The organism is Streptomyces tyrfis (genome assembly GCF_037034285.1).
Classification (GTDB): domain Bacteria; phylum Actinomycetota; class Actinomycetes; order Streptomycetales; family Streptomycetaceae; genus Streptomyces.
Window position 1 is genome coordinate 100,153 of sequence record NZ_JBAGJZ010000023.1, and the last position, 18,351, is coordinate 118,503.

The following is an 18,351-nucleotide window of genomic DNA, read 5'->3' on the forward strand; positions in this document are numbered from 1 at the left end:
GACCGACCGACGAGGGCCCGGAAGCCGACGGAAGGCAGCCCGGACAGCCGGGAGCACCGGGGGAATCCGTCCCCCGGACCGGCCGCGAACCGGGCCGGCCGACGGCCCCCGCCCATACGCTGGTGAACCGGGCTCCCCGCCTCCCGCTCCACGCCTTCTCGCACGCATGTGCCAGGCTGTCGCAGTCAACAGACGAATGAGGGAGGGGAAACGCGGGTGGCCGCGATGCAGCTGACACGCACCCACCGGGTACTCATCGGTCTCGTGATCGCCGGGGCGGTGCTCATCGCCGGGATCGGTTTCGCGGGTTCGTACGCGGCGGTGCGCGAGCTGGCCCTGCAGAAGGGCTTCGGGGACTTCTCGCTGGTCTTCCCGATCGGCATCGACGCGGGCATCTGCGTCCTGCTCGCCCTGGACCTGCTGCTGACCTGGCTGCGCATCCCGTTCCCGTTGCTGCGTCAGACGGCCTGGCTGCTGACCGCCGCGACGATCGCCTTCAACGGCGCCGCCGCCTGGCCCGACCCGCTCGGCGTCGGCATGCACGCGGTCATCCCGGTGCTGTTCGTGGTCGCCGTCGAGGCGGCCCGGCACGCCGTGGGACGGATCGCCGACATCACGGCGGACAAGCACATGGAGGGCGTCCGCCTCACCCGCTGGCTGCTCTCCCCGGTGCCGACGTTCCGGCTGTGGCGGCGGATGAAGCTCTGGGAGCTCCGCTCGTACGAGCAGGTCATCAAGCTCGAACAGGACCGGCTGATCTACCAGGCCCGGCTCCAGGCCCGGTTCGGACGCGCCTGGCGACGCAGGGCGCCGGTCGAGTCCCTGATGCCGCTGCGCCTGGCGAAGTACGGCGTCCCGCTGGCCGAGACCGCCGGAGCGGGCCTCGCCGCGGCGGGCATCGAACCGGTGCTCCTGCCCCCGGTCCCCGCCCTGGCCTCCGCGGAGGCGAACGAGTTCCCGCACGAGCTGCCGTACGCCGGTTCCCAGCCGCAGGCGGGGCCGGACCCGCAGGCCCAGGGCCAGGGGCACGCCCAGCCTCACCAGGAACAACAGCACCCGCAGCGCCAGGGGAACCCGGGAGACCAGGAGAACCAGGGGCCGCACGCGGACAAGACCCAGGTACAGGGGCAGGAGCAGGGGGAGGGGCAGGGGCAGCAGGGGCCCCCGCAGGAGGACCGACAGCCGCAGCAGCCGCAGTACGGGCAGCAGCAGACGCATCCCGGCGACCGGGCGGCGGCGGGCCAGCAGTGGCCCCAGGGCGGCCCGGGCGCGCACGAGAGCCCCTGGTTCGCGGCGCCCCAGGTGCCGAACGACGCGTACCGGAGCGCGTACGACCCGACGTACGTCGAGGGCCTGGAACCCACGCCGGTCATGGTCCCGCTGGGCCCCGGCGGACGGACCCGCCCGCTGGGCAACGTGGGAACGGTCGGCTCCGTCCCCGCCGCGCACGCCGGGGAACCCGGGCCGGCCGCCCACCCGATGCCCCAGCCGGGCCCCGGCGCGGTCCCCGAGCAGGCCCACCCGCACCCCCAGCAGGGACAGCGGCAGGGACAGCTCGAACAGCAGCCGCACCCCCAGCCGGAGCAGCAGCCCCAGGCCGAGGCCCGGCCCGGACCGGCACCCGAGCCCGAGTCCGAGCCCGAGCCGACGAGCGCACCCGCGACCGCGTCCGCACCCGCCCCGGAGACCGCCCCCGAACCCCGGTCCGACTCCGAGTCCGAAGTCGAGTCCGAGGTCGAGTTCGGCGCGATCGCCTACCAGGTCTTCGCCGAGTACACCCACGCGCACCAGGCCCACCCGAGTGCCGAGGTCCTCGACATACACCTCTCGGACGTGCACAACGTGCACCATCCCCGCAGCACGGCCCTGCTCCGCAGGCTGCTGCCGGGCTTCAAGCAGCGCTTCGACAACGAGATGGCGGAGAACCACATCGCCTGACGCCCTCCGGGCCGCCGGCCCGACGACGGCACCGAAAGCACATCGGACCGCCGCCGGACCGCAGGACGCACACCGGGCCGGCCCCGGATCGAAGCCATACCGGCGCCGGACCGAAGCCGTACCACCGAAAACGCCGATCGCCGGATGGACCCGAGACTCTCGGTCCACCCGGCGATCGGCGTTCAGCGCCCTCGGCGCCCCGGGCGCGAAGCCGTGCGCGTCCTCTACCGCGACGGCGTGGTACGCGCCCTCACCGCGTCACGCGCCCAGCAGCCTGCGCACCCGGTCCGCGCCCACGGCCAGCAGCAGCGTGGGCAGTCGCGGCCCGGTGTCCCGGCCGACCAGCAGCTGGTACAGCAGCGCGAAGAACGACCGCTGGGCCGTCTTCAGCTCGGGCGTCGGCTTGGCGTCCGGCTCCAGGCCGGCCAGCACCTTCGGCACCCCGTAGACGAGGGTGGTCAGACCGTCCAGCGACCAGTGCGAGTCCAGCCCCTCCAGCAGCAGCCGCAGCGACTCCCGGCCCTGGTCGTCCAGCGAGCCGAGCAACTCCTTGTCCGGCTGGTCCCGGACGATGGTGCGGGCCTCGGCCGGGACCTGGGTGGTGATCCAGCTCTCGGCCCGGTCCAGCCGCGGCCGGGCCTCGTCCAGCGACGCCAGCGGGTTCTCCGGGTCCAGCTCGCTCAGGATGCGCAGCGTCTGCTCGTCGTGCCCGCCCGTGATGTCGACGACCGAGGCGAGCGTGCGGTACGGCAGCGGGCGCGGGGTGCGCGGCAGCTCACCGCCGGCCGTGCGGACCGCCCGGCTGTACGCGGCGGCGTCGGCCGGGAGCACCGAGCCGTCGGCCACCTTGCGCTCCAGCGAGTCCCACTCGTCGTAGAGCCGCTGGATCTCCTGGTCGAAGGCGATCTTGAAGGACTGGTTCGGCCTGCGGCGCGCGTACAGCCAGCGCAGCAGCGGCGCCTCCATGATCTTCAGCGCGTCGGCCGGGGTCGGCACGCCGCCCTTGCTGGAGGACATCTTCGCCATGCCGGAGATGCCGACGAAGGCGTACATCGGGCCGATCGGCTGCGCACCGTCGAAGACCTCGCGGACGATCTGGCCGCCGACCACGAAAGAGGAGCCCGGCGAGGAGTGGTCCACGCCGCTGGGCTCGAAGATCACGCCCTCGTAGGCCCAGCGCATCGGCCAGTCGACCTTCCAGACCAGCTTGCCCCGGTTGAACTCGTTCAGCCGGACGGTCTCGGCGAAGCCGCAGGCCGTGCAGGTGTAGTTCAGCTCGGTGCTGTCGTCGTCGTACGACGTGACCGTCGTGAAGTCCTTCTCGCAGTTGCCGCAGTAGGGCTTGTACGGGAAGTAGCCGGCCGAGCCGCCGCTGCCGTCGTCCTCGGAGGCGGCGCCGGAGCCCTCCTCGGCCTCCAGCTCCGCCTCGTCGACCTTCTTCTGCTGCTGCGGCTTCTTGCCGCCCTTGCCGCCCTTGGCCGCCGCCTCCGCCGGGTCCTTCTTCGTCCGGTAGCGGTCGAGCACGGCGTCGATCTCGGCGCGGTGCCGCATGGCGTGCAGGATCTGCTCGCGGTACGCGCCCGAGGTGTACTGCTCGGTCTGGCTGATGCCGTCGAACTCGACCCCCAGCTCGCCCAGCGCGTCGACCATGGCGGCCTTGAAGTGCTCGGCCCAGTTCGGGTACGCGGACCCGGCCGGGGCCGGGACCGAGGTCAGCGGCTTGCCGATGTGCTCGGCCCAGGACTCGTCGATGCCCGGGACGCCGTTCGGGACCTTGCGGTAGCGGTCGTAGTCGTCCCAGGAGATCAGGTGCCGCACGGTGTACCCGCGGCGGCGGATCTCGTCGGCGACCAGGTGCGGGGTCATGACCTCGCGGAGGTTGCCCAGGTGGATCGGGCCCGACGGGGAGAGACCGGACGCGACGACGACCGGTTTGCCAGGCGCACGACGCTCCGATTCGGCGATGACATCGTCCGCGAAGCGGGAGACCCAGTCGGTCTCGGTGCCGCTCTGACTCTGAGCCACGGTCTGCACGTCCTTCTCTCTTGTCGGATCTGTTGTCGGATCTCTTGTCGGATCTTCGGGATCTGGTGGAACTCGCGGGATCTCGGGGGACTCGTAGGGGCGGACCCCTCTGCGGAAACCCTCGTCCGTGGAAACCCTCGGCGGAACCTTCCGGGGACCGGCCGGGGGCCTGTTCGGCGAACCTGTCGGGACTTGCTCGGAGCCCGCCGGAAACGGTCGGGGCCGAAGCGAGCCCCGGCGGACCGGTACGGGGACCTCCCCCATTCTCCCAGGTCCCCCCGGCAGCACGAAAACGGCTTTGTCCCCGGCCGCACGCCCGCCGCACGCCCGCCATACGCGCCCCGGGCGCGCCGGCGCCCCACCGGCACCCGGAACGGGTTGTCCGAAACGGATTTGCCCACCGTGGAATACTGGGTGTGATCCTTCGCAGCCCCGCGCTGCGTCCCTGTGCCCCTGTACCCCTACGGAAACGGCAGCCAGCCCATGGCCTCGGTCAATTCCCTCGCTTCCACGCTCCAGCAGCAGCTCGCGGACGCCCTGACGGCAGCCCTGCCGGACGCCGGCGCCGCGGACCCGCTGCTGCGACGAAGCGACCGGGCCGACTTCCAGGCCAACGGCATCCTCGCCCTGGCCAAGAAGCTCAAGGGCAACCCGCGCGAGCTGGCCGCCCAGGTCACGGCCGCGGTCCCGGCGGGCGGCCTGATCAAGGAGATCGAGGTCTCCGGCCCCGGCTTCCTCAACATCACGCTCAGCGACCGGGCGATCATCGAGACCCTCGCCGCGCGCGACGCCGACGGCGAGGGCCGCCTCGGCGTCCCGCACAACGCCGCCGCGGGCACCACGGTCATCGACTACGCCCAGCCGAACGTGGCCAAGGAGATGCACGTCGGCCACCTCCGCTCCGCGGTGATCGGCGACGCGATGGTGCAGATCCTGGAGTTCACGGGCGAGACCGTGGTCCGCCGGCACCACATCGGCGACTGGGGCACCCAGTTCGGCATGCTCATCCAGTACCTGATCGAGCACCCCGGCGAGCTGAACCACGAGGGCGGCGAGGGCGACGGCGAGGCCGCCATGTCCTCGCTGAACCGCCTCTACAAGGCGTCCCGCGCGCTCTTCGACTCCGACGAGGAGTTCAAGGCCCGCTCCCGGGACCGCGTCGTCGCGCTCCAGGCCGGTGACGAGGAGACCCTCGCCCTGTGGCAGCGCTTCGTCGACGAGTCGAAGATCTACTTCTACTCGGTCTTCAACAAGCTGGACATGGAGATCCGCGACGCCGACATCGTCGGCGAGTCCGGCTACAACGACATGCTGACGGAGACCTGCCGCCTGCTGGAGGAGTCGGGCGTCGCCGTCCGCTCCGAGGGCGCGCTGTGCGTGTTCTTCGACGACGTCAAGGGCCCGGACGGCAAGCCGGTGCCGCTGATCGTGCAGAAGTCCAACGGCGGCTTCGGCTACGCGGCCACCGACCTCTCCGCGATCCGCGACCGGGTCCAGAACCTCAAGGCGTCCACGCTGCTCTACGTGGTGGACGCGCGGCAGGCCCTGCACTTCAAGATGGTCTTCGAGACGGCCCGCCGGGCGGGCTGGCTGAACGAGGACGTGAAGGCCGTGCAGCTCGCCTTCGGCACGGTCCTCGGCAAGGACGGCAAGCCGTTCAAGACCCGTGAGGGCGAGACGGTCCGCCTGGCGGACCTGCTGGACGAGGCGATCGACCGGGCGTCCGCCGTCGTGCGCGAGAAGGCGCAGGACCTCACGGAGGAGGAGATCGCGGAGCGCGCCGCGCAGGTCGGCATCGGCGCGGTGAAGTACGCGGACCTGTCGACGTCGGCGGCCCGCGACTACAAGTTCGACCTGGACCAGATGGTCTCGCTGAACGGCGACACCAGCGTGTACATCCAGTACGCGCACGCCCGTTCCCGCTCCATCAAGCGCAAGGCCGGCGACCTGAAGCCGCAGCCGCACCCGGAGCTGGGGCTGGCCCCGGCCGAGCGCGCGCTGGGCCTGCACCTGGACCAGTTCGGCGAGGTCGTGGCCGAGGTCGCCGCCGCGTACGAGCCGCACCGCCTGGCCGCGTACCTCTACCAGCTGTCGTCGCTGTTCACGACGTTCTACGACCAGTGCCCGGTGCTGAAGTCGGACGTCCCGCAGGACGTGGCGGAGAACCGCCTCTTCCTCTCGGACCTCACCGCCCGCACTCTGCACCAGGGCATGGAGCTGCTCGGCATCCGGACCCCCGAGCGCCTCTGAACGGCCTGAACGACCCCGGGGCCCGAGACGCCCCCGAACGGCCGTCACACGTGGCCCGCCCTGCCGCCGATTCCGGTGGCGGGGCGGGCCACGCCCGGTTCGGCGGGCCGCCCGGCGAGCCCAGCCGGCCGCCCGGCGGGCCGGGCTCGGCGTCCAGCAGGCTCAGTTGGGCGTCCAGCGGGCCTGGTCATACCAGTAGGTGTACTGCGGCCGGGTCTTGATGGCGCTGACGCGGAACGGCTTCCCGCCGTCGTCGATGCGCAGCGTCCCGTTCCGGCCGCCGCTGCTCCACTCCAGTTCCAGGTACCAGCTGACCTCGTGTCCCTCGACATGCACGTTGAGGTCGAACACCTCCACGTCGGTGGACGTCACCTTGAACGGGAAGTTCTTCGCCGGCACCACCGTGTCGCCCCGCTGGCCCGGGACGGGCCGGGTCCTCGGCCGGTCGTCGTCGAGGTCGATGTCGAAGGACTGCGGTGTGACGCCGCTTCCGCACCCGAGGCTCGTCATGTACACCGACCAGGGCAGCGGCGCCTTCTTCGAGACCTGCCGTACGTGCAGCGCGTTCAGCACGACGGGCTCACGCGACGTCCCCTGCACGGTCAGCTCGATCAGCTGGTGCGCGCCGTCCACCGCGCCGAGCGCCCGCGCCCAGCTGCGGCCGTCCATCGGCGTGGGAGGCGGCGGCACGTCCTCCGGTGCCTGGTTCAGGACGTAGTACTCGTCGCAGGGGGCCTCCCAGTTGTACGAGCTGATCGCGGCGGTCAGCGGTACGCCGCCGGGTGCCCGCGCGCCGCTCCCCGCTTCGGACCCGGCCCGTCGGCCGGGGGACGCCATGGGTTCGGAGGACGGGGTGCGCGCGGGCCCGGACCCGCTGGGGTCGGCCGGCGGACCGGGCGTGCCGGGGGAGGCGGTCCCGCTCGCGGACGCCCGTCCGGGCTGGACGGGCACGCCGGCCCCCCATGCGTCCACCACGGCGGGCGCCTTGCTCAGAGCTGAGTCGTCGCCGTGCGAGAGCCTGCCGACGAGGAGCGTGGTGGGCACGGTGAGCGCGACCACGGCCGCCGCGGCGAGCAGGACCCGCGTACGCCGCGAGGACCGGAGCCACCGCGACCGGCCCGCCGCCCCGGCCTCGGCCCCAGCCCCGGTCCCGAGATCTGCGACGACCGTGGACGCGGATGCCGATGCGGCGACGCCTGCGGACCCGGATGCGGACGCGGCCGTTCCGCCGTCTCCCTCCCCGTGCCCCGCGTCGCCGCCGCCGTCGCCGCCGCTGCCGTCATCCCCGCGCCGCGCGTCGGCGCGTCCGGTGTCGGCGCCCGGGACGCCCTCGGAGGCGGGACCGGAAACAGGGCCGGAAACCGCCCCCGCTTCCCCTCCGCCCCCCGGGGCGGAACCGTCGGCAGAAGCAGGCACGGGCGCAGGCGCAGAAGGAGGCGCAGGCGCAGGAGAAGGAACGGCGGCGTCGGAAGAAGCGGGTGAAGAAGGGGGAGCGGGAGCAGGAACGGGGGCGGGACCAGGACGTCGTCTCGCCGCGTCCGCCACGATCCACCGCCGGTGCAGCTCCATCAGTTCGTCCGGGCTCGCCGAGCACAGCCGCCCCAACCGCTCCACCGGCGCGAACTCGTTGGGCACGGCGTCGCCGTTGCAGTACCGGTGGAGCGTCGACGTGCTGACGTGCAGCTTCCCGGCGAGCGCTCCGTAACTGAGTCCGGACCGGCCCTTCAGTTTCTTCAGCAGAGCTCCGAATTCCTCGGCCTCCGGCGTCGCCACTACGGCGTCCCCCCTCCCTGTCCGTCCCGGAACGCCGTTCCAGGGACATGGAATCTGCCCAGGTCAGCGTACGCGCAGGCATTCCAGCTTCCCCAATGGTCCGTTCGGCGTTGCGGCCGGATTCCGCGGTCCCGCAGTCTGTGACCACACCGCAGCGACCACCGGGACGACGCAGTGCGAATCCGCTTCCGCATCGAGCCCATCGATGCCGCGGCCATCGGCGTGTTGATCGCGACCACCGCGATCGTCGTGGCCCTCATCTGCCGTTGATGAACGGCCCCTCAGCAGACACCACCTCACCTACACAAACGGGGAGCACCACCATGCGCACCAACCTCATCCGCACCACCGCCCTCGCCGCCACCGCCCTGGTGGCCGCCCTGTCGCTGACCGCCTGCAACGGCGACGACCTGGCCGACAACACGACGCCCACGGGCAGCAGCAGCCCGGAGACCCAGGCCACCGGGACGGCCGGCGGCGACCAGGCCACCGGGAACGGCGACGACGGCAAGCCCGGCGCCGACGCCGAGAACGTCGCCTCCGCCTCCGCGGGCTCCTCCCACTCCGGTTCCTCCGGTTCCGGCTCCAACGGCTCCGCCACCGGCGGCAGGAGCAACACCGGCGGCGGCACCGGCAAGACCGGCGGGGGCTCCCCCGTCACCTGCACCGGCGACAACACCAGGGTCACCATCAGCAAGGTGAGCCGCCCGATCAACCACCTGCTGCTCACCGCGACCAACACGGGCTCCCGCACCTGCTACGCGTACCACGCGCCCGGGCTGCGGTTCGACGACTCGCAGGCCGCGTTCCCGGTCCTGCGCGACAGCATCCCGCAGGCCGTGGTCGCCCTGGAGCCGGGCCAGTCCGCGTACGCCGCCATCGGGCTGAGCGGCGAGGACGACGTGAAGGACCTGCACAAGGGTTCCCGTCTCGGGGTGTACTTCACCTCCAAGAGCAACTCGGGCTCCACCGGCTCCCCCGCCGACCTGAAGCTCCCGGCCGACACCTACTGGGGCGACAACGGCTTCGTCACCTACTGGCAGAGCGAGATGGACCTCGCCCTCACCTACTGACCGCGCCCCGGCCTGCCGACCACGCGCTCGCCTGCCGACCGCGCGCTCGCCTGCCGACCACGCACCGGTGTCCCGGCCGCTTCGCCCGGCCGGGACACCGGCGATTCCGGCCGTCAACTCGCCGCCCTCCTCAGGCAGTAGACCGTAAAATCTGAGGATCGAAACCCGAGGAGGGCGGCGTGCGCAGGAGCAACGACGACGGACCGGCCGTCACATCACGCATACGGGCCGGAGCCACGGCCGGGACCGCGGTCACAGCCGCCGCCGCAGCCGTGTCGCTGCTCCTGCTCGCCGGCTGCGGCAAGGCGACCGGCTCCCACGACGCCACGGGCGGGGAGTCCGGCAGCCCCGCCCCGACCGCCTCGCCGAGCCCGAGCGTGAACCCGTCCTACGGGGCGCTGTACCTCGACGACGACGAGTGCGCCGCCCCCGCCCCCGGAAAGAAGGGGGCCTACCTCGAAGTCCCGTGTGACGACGCCCGGGCCACCGCGCAGGTCACCCTCCGGCTGGAGAGCGGCAGCGCCGACCCCTTCTCCGAGACGGTCTGCGCCCCGCACACCGACTTCGTGATCAACGTGCCGGTGAGCCTCGCTTTGCTGGAGGACCAGGCGACCGGCGCGGGATACGCCTGCATGCGCAACCTGAGGCCGCCGCACCCCGGCGACCCCGGCGGAGGCGGCGGCCCCAGGATCGAGGTCGGGGACTGCGTGCACAGCGACGGCAAGAACGGTGACGCGGTCGAGGAGGTCGCGTGCCGGACCAAGGGCCGGAAGAACGGCGCGACCCACAAGATCTTCGAGATCCTCAAGGACCAGGTCATTGGCGGCTTCACCGACCCGTGCGGCAACAAGGCCGACGCCGTGTTCACGGAGAATCCGCTCTTCGACTCCGACCCGATCAAGAACGACCGCGTCCTGTGCGCCAAGAAGCTCTAAGGGCTGTCCCGTAATCCGTGGTGGATCAGCGTGCGGCGTCAGATGTGGTGCGTCGCAAGGCGGAGGGGCGCCCGCATACTGGACGTATGCGGGCGTTCCGACAACGCCGCGAGGCGCCGCAGCTGTCGTCGCACGCCCGCCAGGGATTACGGGACAGCCCCTAGGCGGCGCCCTGTTTCGGCGAGGCGGACGAGTCGTCCGCAGCGGCGGAGCGCGACGGCGAGTCCTCGGTCAGCTGCCGCCTCCGCCGCCATCGTTGTCGTTCTTCCGGCCGCCCGCGAACGCGGATATGATCCACGCCGCCAGCGCGACGAGGAAGAACACGACAATGATTGTCGGGAGCACTGAATTCACAGCTTGGTCCCCCTATGGGATGTGTGACCGCTCATGCCCGAAGTGTGCGGCGCCTGAGGCCAATTGAAGGCATCGAGAGCTTCCTCGCGATCTCCGCGCCCGGCAAGGCCGACAGGTCCCTTTCAAGACCGACCGGATCCTACGCGGCTCCGACAACCTCCCACCAGTGGTGGCACCACCGCACCTGCCGCCGAACCGCCGCACCACGTAGGACACAACCCCAACCCCGGAGCCCGGCGCGTTCGCACATGCCGCGCGGCCCAGGACGACGCCCCGGCGTTCGACGGGGCCGGCCTCTCTCCGGAGGGGTCTACCCCGGCATGAAGTCGGAACGGGCTCCGTGGGCGAGAAGGTAGTCGGAGACCGAGCCGTGGTGGCTCCGGATCCACAGCATGGCCCGGCGCAGATGCGTGGCGCGCACGGGCAGGGACCCGTGCGCCACCGCCGCCCCGGCGGCCGGAGAACCGGTCAGCCCCAGTTCGGTGTTCGAGCGCAGGAAGTCCTGGAGCACCTCCTCCTCGGAAGCGCCCAGCAAGGTCTGGACGACCGCGACGACGACCCCCGTACGGTCCTTGCCCGAGGCGCAGTGCACCAGCACCGGCGCGCCGTCGTCCGCCGACAGCCGCCGCACAACCGCCACCGCCGCCCTCCCGGCGCGCTCGGCCATCAGCGGGTAGAGCTCCGTCTGGTCCGCGGGCCAGCGCCGCTCCTCGAAGACGGGTACGTGCAGATACCTGGTGCGCCCCGCCCGCACCACGTCGGCGGCGTCCGGCCGCTCCGCCACCTCCGGGTCGCTGCGCAGGTCCACGATCGTCCGCAGCCCCAGCCGCCGCAGCGCCTCCGCGCTCTCCGGGACGAGGCCGTGCAGCGCGGCGGAACGGAACAGCACGCCCCGGGGCAGCGTGCCCACGCCCCCGGCGTCGCGGAAGTTCCTCACGCCGACCGGAACGTCCCGCTCCAGGTCCCGGTCCCGGTCCTGGCCCCGCTCGCGTTCCGCTTCCGTCATGGGTTCATCGATGCTGGTCACGCCTCACTGTAGGCGGCGGCCCCGAACACGCCGCTTCCCGGACCCGCCGGCTCCCGCACCACCGGTCGGCCGCCGCCCGGCACGCGCATCCGTACGCCTTCTCCGTACGGGCGGTACGGTGATGCGCAGCACGCCTGAATGGTCCAAGTCCAGCTACAGCGGCAGCGAGGGCGGGCAGTGCCTCGAAGTCGCCCACGACGGGCACAAGTCGAGCCACAGCGGCGACGAAGGCGGCGCGTGCGTCGAGGTCGCCGGCCGACGGGCCCGCTGACCCACAGGAGAGACACCACCGGCATGGCATTCATCCACCGCACCACGCTGACGCCCACCAAACTGGAACTCCTCACCACCTGGCTCCCCACGCAGCCCTGGTACCTCGGCAAGGGACGGCCCGAGCTGGAGAGGGCCGGAGGATTCCGGCTGGACGACCCCGAGGGCGAGGTCGGCATCGAGTTCATGGCGGTCACCGACGCCTCGGGGGACCGACCCGTCACGTACCAGGTGCCGTTCAGCTACCGCGGCGCGCCGATGGCGGGCGCCGACGAAGCCCTGATCGGCACCACCGAACACGGGGTGCTGGGGACCCGGTGGGTCTACGACGGCACGCGTGACCCGGTCCTCGTCGCTCAGCTGTTCGCGCTCGTCCTCGGCGAGGCCGAGCCGCAGATGCAGAGCACGAGCCACACCCCCGACCCCTCCGTCACCGTTGTGTCCGCGGATTCGTTCGGCGCGTCGGCGATCACCTCGACGACCGTGTCCGACGACCCGGACGGCACGTACCTCCTGGTGGAGACGGCGGCCGACGGCGGTCCTCTCGCCATCCGCGTCAACCGCGTGCTCCGGCCCGGCCGGGAGGCCGACGAGGAGGCGGCGGCCCTGGGTCACGTCACCGCGGGCTGGCCGCTGCCCGACGGCACGGCGGCGCGCGCCGTGTTCGCCGTCGTGAGCCACCCGCGCCCGTAGGCCACCGCCCGCGACGAACAACGCGCCCTGCTCCGGACGCACTCCGGACCAGGGAGCAGTCCTGAGACCGGTCGGGGCCGGCTGTCGATGCCGTCGGTCGGAGACGACTGTCGGGGCCGGCTGTCAAAGACGCTCGTCGGGGACGGCTGTCGGAACCGGCTGTCGGAGACGCTCGTCGGGGACGGCTGTCGGTGCCCGCCCGTACGCTCGGCACCATGGCGATGCTTCCGAACCCGCTCCCGTCCCTGGCCGCGTCAGGACTTCAGCTTCCGCCCGGCTCGATGGTGGATGCCACGATCGACGGCGCCTGGCACGAACCCCTGCTCTGGTGCACCGACGCTCCCGTGGCCCCCGGCGACTGGTCCCGGCTGCGCACGGCCGGACGGCCGCTCGGGCTGCTGCCCGTGCTGATCGACGGCGGTCGGCGCGACCAGTGGCCCGCCGACTGGGACCTCATCCCGGAGGACGCCTCGTACCCGGGCGACCACGACCCCGACGAGGTGCTCGCCGCGTACTGGGCCGAGTGCGCGCCCGAGGAGCTCGGCGCCGCACACGCCGAATGGCCGGGCCTGGCCCCCGCCCCGGCCGACACGGGCTCCCCCCGGTCCCCCGACGACCTGGCCGCCGAGATGGCCGACCTGTTCACCGGGCCGGAGGGCTGGTTCCCGAACACGCGGGCGGCGCTCGTCCCGGCCCGCCGCAGCGCGGACATCCTCGCGGCGATCGGCTGGTCGGGGCCGATCAACTACGAGAGCGACGTGGCCCGGCTCGGCGCGGTGCTCCGCTCCTGGGAGGACCGCTACGGCATACGCGTCCTGATGCTCGGCTTCGACACCCTCACCGTCACCGTCGGCCGCCCGCCCACCACCCTCGACGAGGCCCGCGCGCTCGCCGCCGAGCACTTCGCGTTCTGCCCGGACAACATCGACCAGGCCCCGCCCTACGACCTCGACGACTACGCCGGGAAGTCCCTGCTGAACCAGACGACCTGGGCGTTCTGGTGGGACTGAGCCACGCCCCCTCCCGCTCCGGGGCGATGCCGTCGTCGCCCCGGACGGAAACGGGGTGGAGGCCCGCCGATCCCCTGCTCTAGGGTCGCGGGATGAGTACTCGTACCTTCCGTGTCATGGTCCGCGGCGTCTTCGACGGGCTCAGCGCCGAACAGCGCGCTGAGCTCCTGGCCCGCGCACCGGAACACGACATCCTGCACGCGGCCTTCACGCCCGAGGGGCACCTCAGCTACGACCTGACGGCGCGCGCCGCCTTCACCTTCCGCTTCCTGGACTCCGGGGAGGAAGAGGAGGACATCCTGGAGGCGACCGAACGCGCCGAGGAGGCGGCGAAGACGTGGCTGGCCGACCGGGGGTACGGCTACAAGAACCTCCGCTCACAGGCCGAGGACCTCTCCCAGGCGCCGCTGGGCAAACGGCAGCGCCGCGCCGCGACCCAGAAGAACACCTGAGCCGGAAGACGCCCGGGCCCTCAGCGCGCCCGCGCGGGAAGAACCGCTGGGCATGAGAGACGTCCGATCCGACGGCCGCCCTTATCTCATTTCCTTGACTACTCACGTACTGGTACATATTTGAGTAGTCAAGGAGGTGGCAATGAGCGATGCCCTGGACGCGACCCTGCGTCTCATGAGGGCCCAGACGGCGCTGGTGAAGCGGTTCGACGCGAGCCTGGGAGGGCTGCACGGCGTGAGCCTGGCCGACTTCACGATGCTGCTGCGCCTGGGGCAGGCCCCCGGCGACCGGATGCGCCGGGTGGACCTGGCCGAAGCGCTGGGGCTGACCGCCTCCGGGGTCACCCGGGGGCTGGCGCCGCTGGAGCGGATCGGGCTGGTGACGCGCGAGACGGACGCCCGGGACGGCCGGGTCGCCTACGCGGCGCTGACCGACACGGGCAGGGCGCGCCTGGCGGAGATGCTCGCCACGGCCGAGCAGGTCGCCGCCGAGGCCTTCGCCGCGCCCCCGTGGAGCAAGGAGGACACCGCCCGGCTGTCCACCCTGCTGACCCGTCTCGGCGGCACCGGCCTCCCCGGCCACGGCGTGGCCCCGTAAACCCGCGGCCCCGTTCCGCGGCCCCCGCCCCTCGATCCCGGCACCCACACCCCGCCCCTTCGGCCCCCGTTCCACAACCCCGCCCCGCTGCCCCGGAGGCCGGCTTCCCCGCCCGCCCGTACCGTTCTCCGTTCCGCGAGGCCCCGCGGGCCTCCGGCGGGCGACGCGTCCACTCCCAGGAGCGTGCGCGTGAACCCACCCCCCGTATCCCCACCGTCGGCCGACCCGGCCGCCGACCCCGCGCACACTCCCGCCGCCATCCGCACGGAGGGCCTTCGGCAGCGGGCTCGGCGGCACGACCTCGTTCTCCACGATCCTGCTGCCCGGCCTGATCGCCAGCACCCTCACCCTGCAGAGCATCATGTCCGTCACCGGGCCGCTGGCCGCCGAACTCGGCCCCGGCCGCGAGATCACCGACCGGGCCCTCGCGCCCCTGCCCGTCTGGGCCCTCGGGCTCCAGAAGATCACCTCGTCCGCGGTCTTCGGCCTCGTCTCGACGCTCGTCGTCGTCCCGGTCGTCCGGTTCGTCCACGCCCCCGGCAACACACCCGAGGTCCACGTCGGCAACTGGCCCCTGCTGCTGGTCACCCTGGTGCTCAGCGCGCTGCTCGCCTCCGCGCTCGGACTGCTCCTCGGCACCGCGATCGACGCCTCCGCCTTCGGCGCGCTGATCGGTCTCCTCCTGGCCGCCGCCACCATGCTGGGCTGCGTCTACTACCCGTGGACCGCCCTGCACCCGATCCGCTGGGTCCAGGTCCTGACCCTCGCCAACCCGCTCGTCTACATGAGCGAGGGCCTGCGCGCCAACCTCACGCCGTCCACCGGCCACATGCCCACCTGGGCCTACCTCACCGCGCTCACCCTGGGCACCGCCGCCCTGGGCGGCCTCGCCCTGCGCCGCTTCGCACGGCGGGTGCGGACCTGACCCGCGACGGCACTGCGGCCGGGCGGACGTTCCCGGACCGCCACCACCTCATGGCCGGTGTCAACCTCACGCATTGATTGAAAGCGAAAGCACATCGCAGTACCTTCGGTGCCCGACGGTCAACCCACCGGACACACAGCCGAGATGAGGCGCATGATGACTCGACACGGAAAGCTCGCAACCCTCGTCGCGTCGACGGCGGCAGCGGCGGCGCTGCTCACCGTGGGCGCGGCCCCGCAGGCGGGCGCGGCGGATCTCGACCCGGGAGTGACGTTCTACACGGGCGCCGCCCGGACCGGGACCGCCCAGCGGGCCGATCTCGCCCAGGTGGGCGTGTGCCAGGAACTGTCCGCCCCCGCCCTGTCGTATCTGGCCGTGTCGAACCAGAACGTGGACGTCTTCTTCAACGCGGACTGCCGGACCGGCGCCCCGGGCCGGAGCGGCGACCTCTACTACCGGACGGGCACGCTCAACGCGGGCGACTTCCCCTACCCGGCGGTGAGCTTCCGCGTCCGCGCGGACGCGAACTGAGGTCCGTCCCACACCTGTTGGCCACGGAGGCGGTGATCCCACCGTGCGGGCCATGTGATCACCGCCTCCGAGCCTTCCCGGCCACTCCGGCCGCTTCTGTTCCTCCGGCCATTCCGTCGGACGCCGGATGCCGCGATGAGTACGCGCGCTCATGCGCCCCATCGACAAGGCGCGTTGACTCGTAAACATGACCGACGAACTCGCCGCCGACCTCACCGTCGGCCTCAACACCGCAGTCAGCACCGCCCGGCCGCCCCGCGTCTGGATCGCCTCGCTGGTCTCCACGGTCGTGACGCTTCCGCTGGCGCTCCTGGCGTTCTTCTTCGCCGGGCTCTCGCCGATGGCCTGCGACTCCTGTGCCGAGGCCGAGGCCCACCGGTTCGACGCGAGCTTCGACCCGGCCTGGACGGTGTTCAACTGCGGTCTGGCGCTGGCGCTGATCACGCTGATGGCGAGCTGGGTCCTCGGGCGGCGCAGACCGCCGGCCGGTCTCGCCCTCGCGGCCCTGGCCCCCGGCGTCGTGGTCCTCGCGGTGCTGCTGTTCATGAGCCTGGTCGACTGGCCCTGAGCGGTACCTGGAAAACGCCTGGCCCTGACAGAATCCGGGAACCGACAGGGCCTGCCACGGCCCGGGAGCCGACAGAACCCGACCGGACGGAACCGACTGAGCCCGCCGGGGCGCCGACCGCGACGGACGCCCGAAGCACGGAGAGCCCCGCCCATGCCACAGCCCGCGAACGAACTCCACCGCCTCGTCGAGGAGTTCCGCGCCCTGCCCGCCGACGACGACCGCAGGCGGGCGATCGTCGCCGAACTGGGCGCCGACGCGACCGCCGTCGCGGCCGCGCCTTTCCTCACGTCCGTCGTCGCCGACCCGCACGAGTACGACCTGGCCCGGGCGGAGGCCGCCGTGGTCCTGCGGCTGTGGCCGCCGTCCGACCCCGCCGCCGCCCGAGCCGCCACCCGGGCCCTGCTGACCGCGCTGGACGACCTCGACGAGGACCTGGTCCGCCAGTACGCCGCCCACGCGCTCGGCTCCTACGCCGACGACCCGGCCGCGCACGCGGCCCTGACCGCCGCCGTACTCGACGACGACGAGGACGCGGACACCCTGGTCCGCTACAACGCCCTCGCCGCCCTTGAGGAGGCGGGCCCCAGCGACGCCCGTGCCGACGTCCTGCGCGCCCTCGCCCGGGACCCCGAACTCGGCCGCGCGGCGACCCGCGTCCTCACGGACTGGGGCCGCGCGAACGACGACGGCGGAGGCATCGCCGGCGCGGGCGACGGCGGAGACGTCACCGGCGACGGTCCGGCGTAGGGCCCGGCGCACCCCGGCGGCCCGGAGCGGCCCCGTCCGCGTGGGCCCTGCCCGCGCCGGTCCTGCCCGGCGGGTCGGCGCTGTCCGGCAGGTCGGTCCCGGCCCGCCCGCCGTCGCGGCGGAACGGTCAGCGACCGCCCAGCCGCTGCGCGACCTCGGTCGCCCAGTACGTCAGGATCATCTGCGCGCCCGCCCGCCGGATGCCGGTCAGGCTCTCCAGGATCGCCGCGTCCCGGTCGATCCAGCCCTTCTCGGCGGCGGCCTCGATCATCGCGTACTCGCCGCTGATCTGGTACGCGGCGACCGGCACGTCCGCCGCGTCCGCGACCTTCGCCAGGATGTCCAGGTACGGTCCGGCCGGCTTGACCATGACCATGTCGGCGCCCTCTTCGAGGTCGAGCGCCAGCTCGCGCAGGGACTCGCGGATGTTCGCCGGGTCCTGCTGGTACGTCTTGCGGTCGCCCTTCAGCGACGAGCCGACCGCCTCGCGGAACGGTCCGTAGAACGCCGAGGAGTACTTCACGGTGTACGCGAGGATCGACACGTCCTCGTGGCCCGTCTGGTCCAGCGCGTCCCGGATCACCCCGACCTGGCCGTCCATCATGCCGCTGGGGCCCACCACATGGGCGCCGGCGTCGGCCTGGACCTGGGCCATCTCCGCGTACCGCTCCAGCGTCGCGTCGTTGTCGACCCGGCCGTCGGCGGTCAGCACGCCGCAGTGGCCGTGGTCCGTGTACTCGTCCAGGCACAGGTCCGACATGATCACGAGGTCGTCCCCGACCTCCTCGCGCACCGCGCGCAGACCGGCCTGGAGGATGCCGTCCGGGTCGGTGCCCGCCGTGCCCCGGGCGTCCTTCTTCTCGTCCGCCGGGACGCCGAAGAGCATGATCCCGGAGATGCCCGCCGACACCGCCTCGACGGCGGCCTTCCGCAGCGTGTCCAGGGTGTGCTGGTACACCCCGGGCATGGCGGAGATGGGGACGGGCGCGTCGACGCCCTCGCGTACGAACGCGGGCAGGATCAGGTCCGCCGCGTCGAGCCGTGTCTCGGCGACCATCCGCCGCATCGCCGGGGTCGTCCGCAGCCGCCGGGGGCGGGAGCCGGGGAAGTTTCCGTACACAGTCATGCTTCGAGACTAGACCCGTACACATCACCGGTTTACCGACACCCGGGCCGGAA

Annotated in this window: 16 protein-coding genes and 2 pseudogenes; 13 read left to right on the forward strand and 5 right to left on the reverse strand. The window is 72.5% G+C overall.

Features of this window, described 5'->3' with window-relative positions:
• Positions 1-216 precede the first annotated feature (216 nt).
• Complete coding sequence (locus WA762_RS19280) at positions 217-1,938, forward strand: DUF2637 domain-containing protein (protein ID WP_335937110.1); 1,722 nt, start codon at positions 217-219, stop codon at positions 1,936-1,938.
• A 258-nt stretch (positions 1,939-2,196) separates the two neighbouring features.
• Here the strand turns inward: WA762_RS19280 and lysS are convergent, their stop codons facing one another.
• Complete coding sequence (gene lysS, locus WA762_RS19285) at positions 2,197-3,972, reverse strand: lysine--tRNA ligase (RefSeq protein WP_335937111.1); 1,776 nt, start codon at positions 3,970-3,972, stop codon at positions 2,197-2,199.
• A 474-nt stretch (positions 3,973-4,446) separates the two neighbouring features.
• Here lysS and argS point away from each other — a divergent pair, with 474 nt between their 5' ends.
• Complete coding sequence (gene argS / locus WA762_RS19290; protein ID WP_335937142.1) at positions 4,447-6,213, forward strand: arginine--tRNA ligase; 1,767 nt, start codon at positions 4,447-4,449, stop codon at positions 6,211-6,213.
• Positions 6,214-6,375: 162 nt separating this feature from the next.
• On the opposite strand, the gene WA762_RS19295 is transcribed toward argS, so the two are convergent.
• On the reverse strand, positions 6,376-7,257 hold the full coding sequence (locus tag WA762_RS19295; RefSeq protein ID WP_335937147.1) for a transcriptional regulator: 882 nt from the start codon (positions 7,255-7,257) through the stop codon (positions 6,376-6,378).
• A 531-nt stretch (positions 7,258-7,788) separates the two neighbouring features.
• Positions 7,789-7,986: pseudogene (locus WA762_RS19300) on the reverse strand (helix-turn-helix domain-containing protein); the annotation flags it as partial.
• 323 nt (positions 7,987-8,309) lie between these two features.
• Between WA762_RS19300 and WA762_RS19305 the strand changes: the two are divergent.
• On the forward strand, positions 8,310-9,059 hold the full coding sequence (locus WA762_RS19305; protein ID WP_335937112.1) for a DUF4232 domain-containing protein: 750 nt from the start codon (positions 8,310-8,312) through the stop codon (positions 9,057-9,059).
• Positions 9,060-9,238: 179 nt separating this feature from the next.
• Positions 9,239-9,994, forward strand: coding sequence for a hypothetical protein (locus WA762_RS19310; RefSeq protein WP_335937113.1), 756 nt, complete (start codon positions 9,239-9,241; stop codon positions 9,992-9,994).
• 664 nt (positions 9,995-10,658) lie between these two features.
• On the opposite strand, the gene WA762_RS19315 is transcribed toward WA762_RS19310, so the two are convergent.
• On the reverse strand, positions 10,659-11,375 hold the full coding sequence (locus WA762_RS19315) for a tyrosine-protein phosphatase (protein ID WP_335937114.1): 717 nt from the start codon (positions 11,373-11,375) through the stop codon (positions 10,659-10,661).
• Between the two features lie 121 nt (positions 11,376-11,496).
• Between WA762_RS19315 and WA762_RS19320 the strand changes: the two are divergent.
• From WA762_RS19320 to WA762_RS19360, 9 genes and pseudogenes are all read left to right on the forward strand, one after another.
• A pseudogene (locus tag WA762_RS19320) lies at positions 11,497-11,628 on the forward strand (DUF397 domain-containing protein); the annotation flags it as partial.
• Between the two features lie 41 nt (positions 11,629-11,669).
• The gene (locus WA762_RS19325; protein ID WP_335937115.1) at positions 11,670-12,338 is read left to right on the forward strand and encodes a maltokinase N-terminal cap-like domain-containing protein; all 669 of its coding nucleotides are present in this window, start codon (positions 11,670-11,672) and stop codon (positions 12,336-12,338) included.
• 215 nt (positions 12,339-12,553) lie between these two features.
• Positions 12,554-13,348, forward strand: coding sequence for a DUF4253 domain-containing protein (locus tag WA762_RS19330; protein ID WP_335937116.1), 795 nt, complete (start codon positions 12,554-12,556; stop codon positions 13,346-13,348).
• Between the two features lie 92 nt (positions 13,349-13,440).
• A complete protein-coding gene (locus tag WA762_RS19335) occupies positions 13,441-13,800 on the forward strand; it encodes a DUF6204 family protein (protein WP_335937117.1) in 360 nt (119 codons plus the stop codon).
• Positions 13,801-13,942: 142 nt separating this feature from the next.
• Positions 13,943-14,398 carry a MarR family winged helix-turn-helix transcriptional regulator gene (locus tag WA762_RS19340; RefSeq protein WP_335937118.1) on the forward strand — a complete coding sequence of 152 codons (456 nt, stop codon included), beginning with the start codon at positions 13,943-13,945 and terminating at the stop codon, positions 14,396-14,398.
• 319 nt (positions 14,399-14,717) lie between these two features.
• On the forward strand, positions 14,718-15,323 hold the full coding sequence (locus WA762_RS19345) for an ABC transporter permease (RefSeq protein ID WP_443080632.1): 606 nt from the start codon (positions 14,718-14,720) through the stop codon (positions 15,321-15,323).
• Positions 15,324-15,476: 153 nt separating this feature from the next.
• A complete protein-coding gene (locus WA762_RS19350; RefSeq protein WP_335937119.1) occupies positions 15,477-15,854 on the forward strand; it encodes a hypothetical protein in 378 nt (125 codons plus the stop codon).
• Between the two features lie 187 nt (positions 15,855-16,041).
• A complete protein-coding gene (locus tag WA762_RS19355; protein ID WP_335937120.1) occupies positions 16,042-16,422 on the forward strand; it encodes a hypothetical protein in 381 nt (126 codons plus the stop codon).
• 153 nt (positions 16,423-16,575) lie between these two features.
• Positions 16,576-17,172: a hypothetical protein gene (locus WA762_RS19360; RefSeq protein ID WP_335937121.1), complete on the forward strand. Its 597-nt coding sequence runs from the start codon at positions 16,576-16,578 to the stop codon at positions 17,170-17,172.
• A gap of 127 nt (positions 17,173-17,299) precedes the next feature.
• On the opposite strand, the gene hemB is transcribed toward WA762_RS19360, so the two are convergent.
• The gene (hemB, locus tag WA762_RS19365; protein ID WP_335937122.1) at positions 17,300-18,298 is read right to left on the reverse strand and encodes a porphobilinogen synthase; all 999 of its coding nucleotides are present in this window, start codon (positions 18,296-18,298) and stop codon (positions 17,300-17,302) included.
• Between the last annotated feature and the right edge of the window lie 53 nt (positions 18,299-18,351).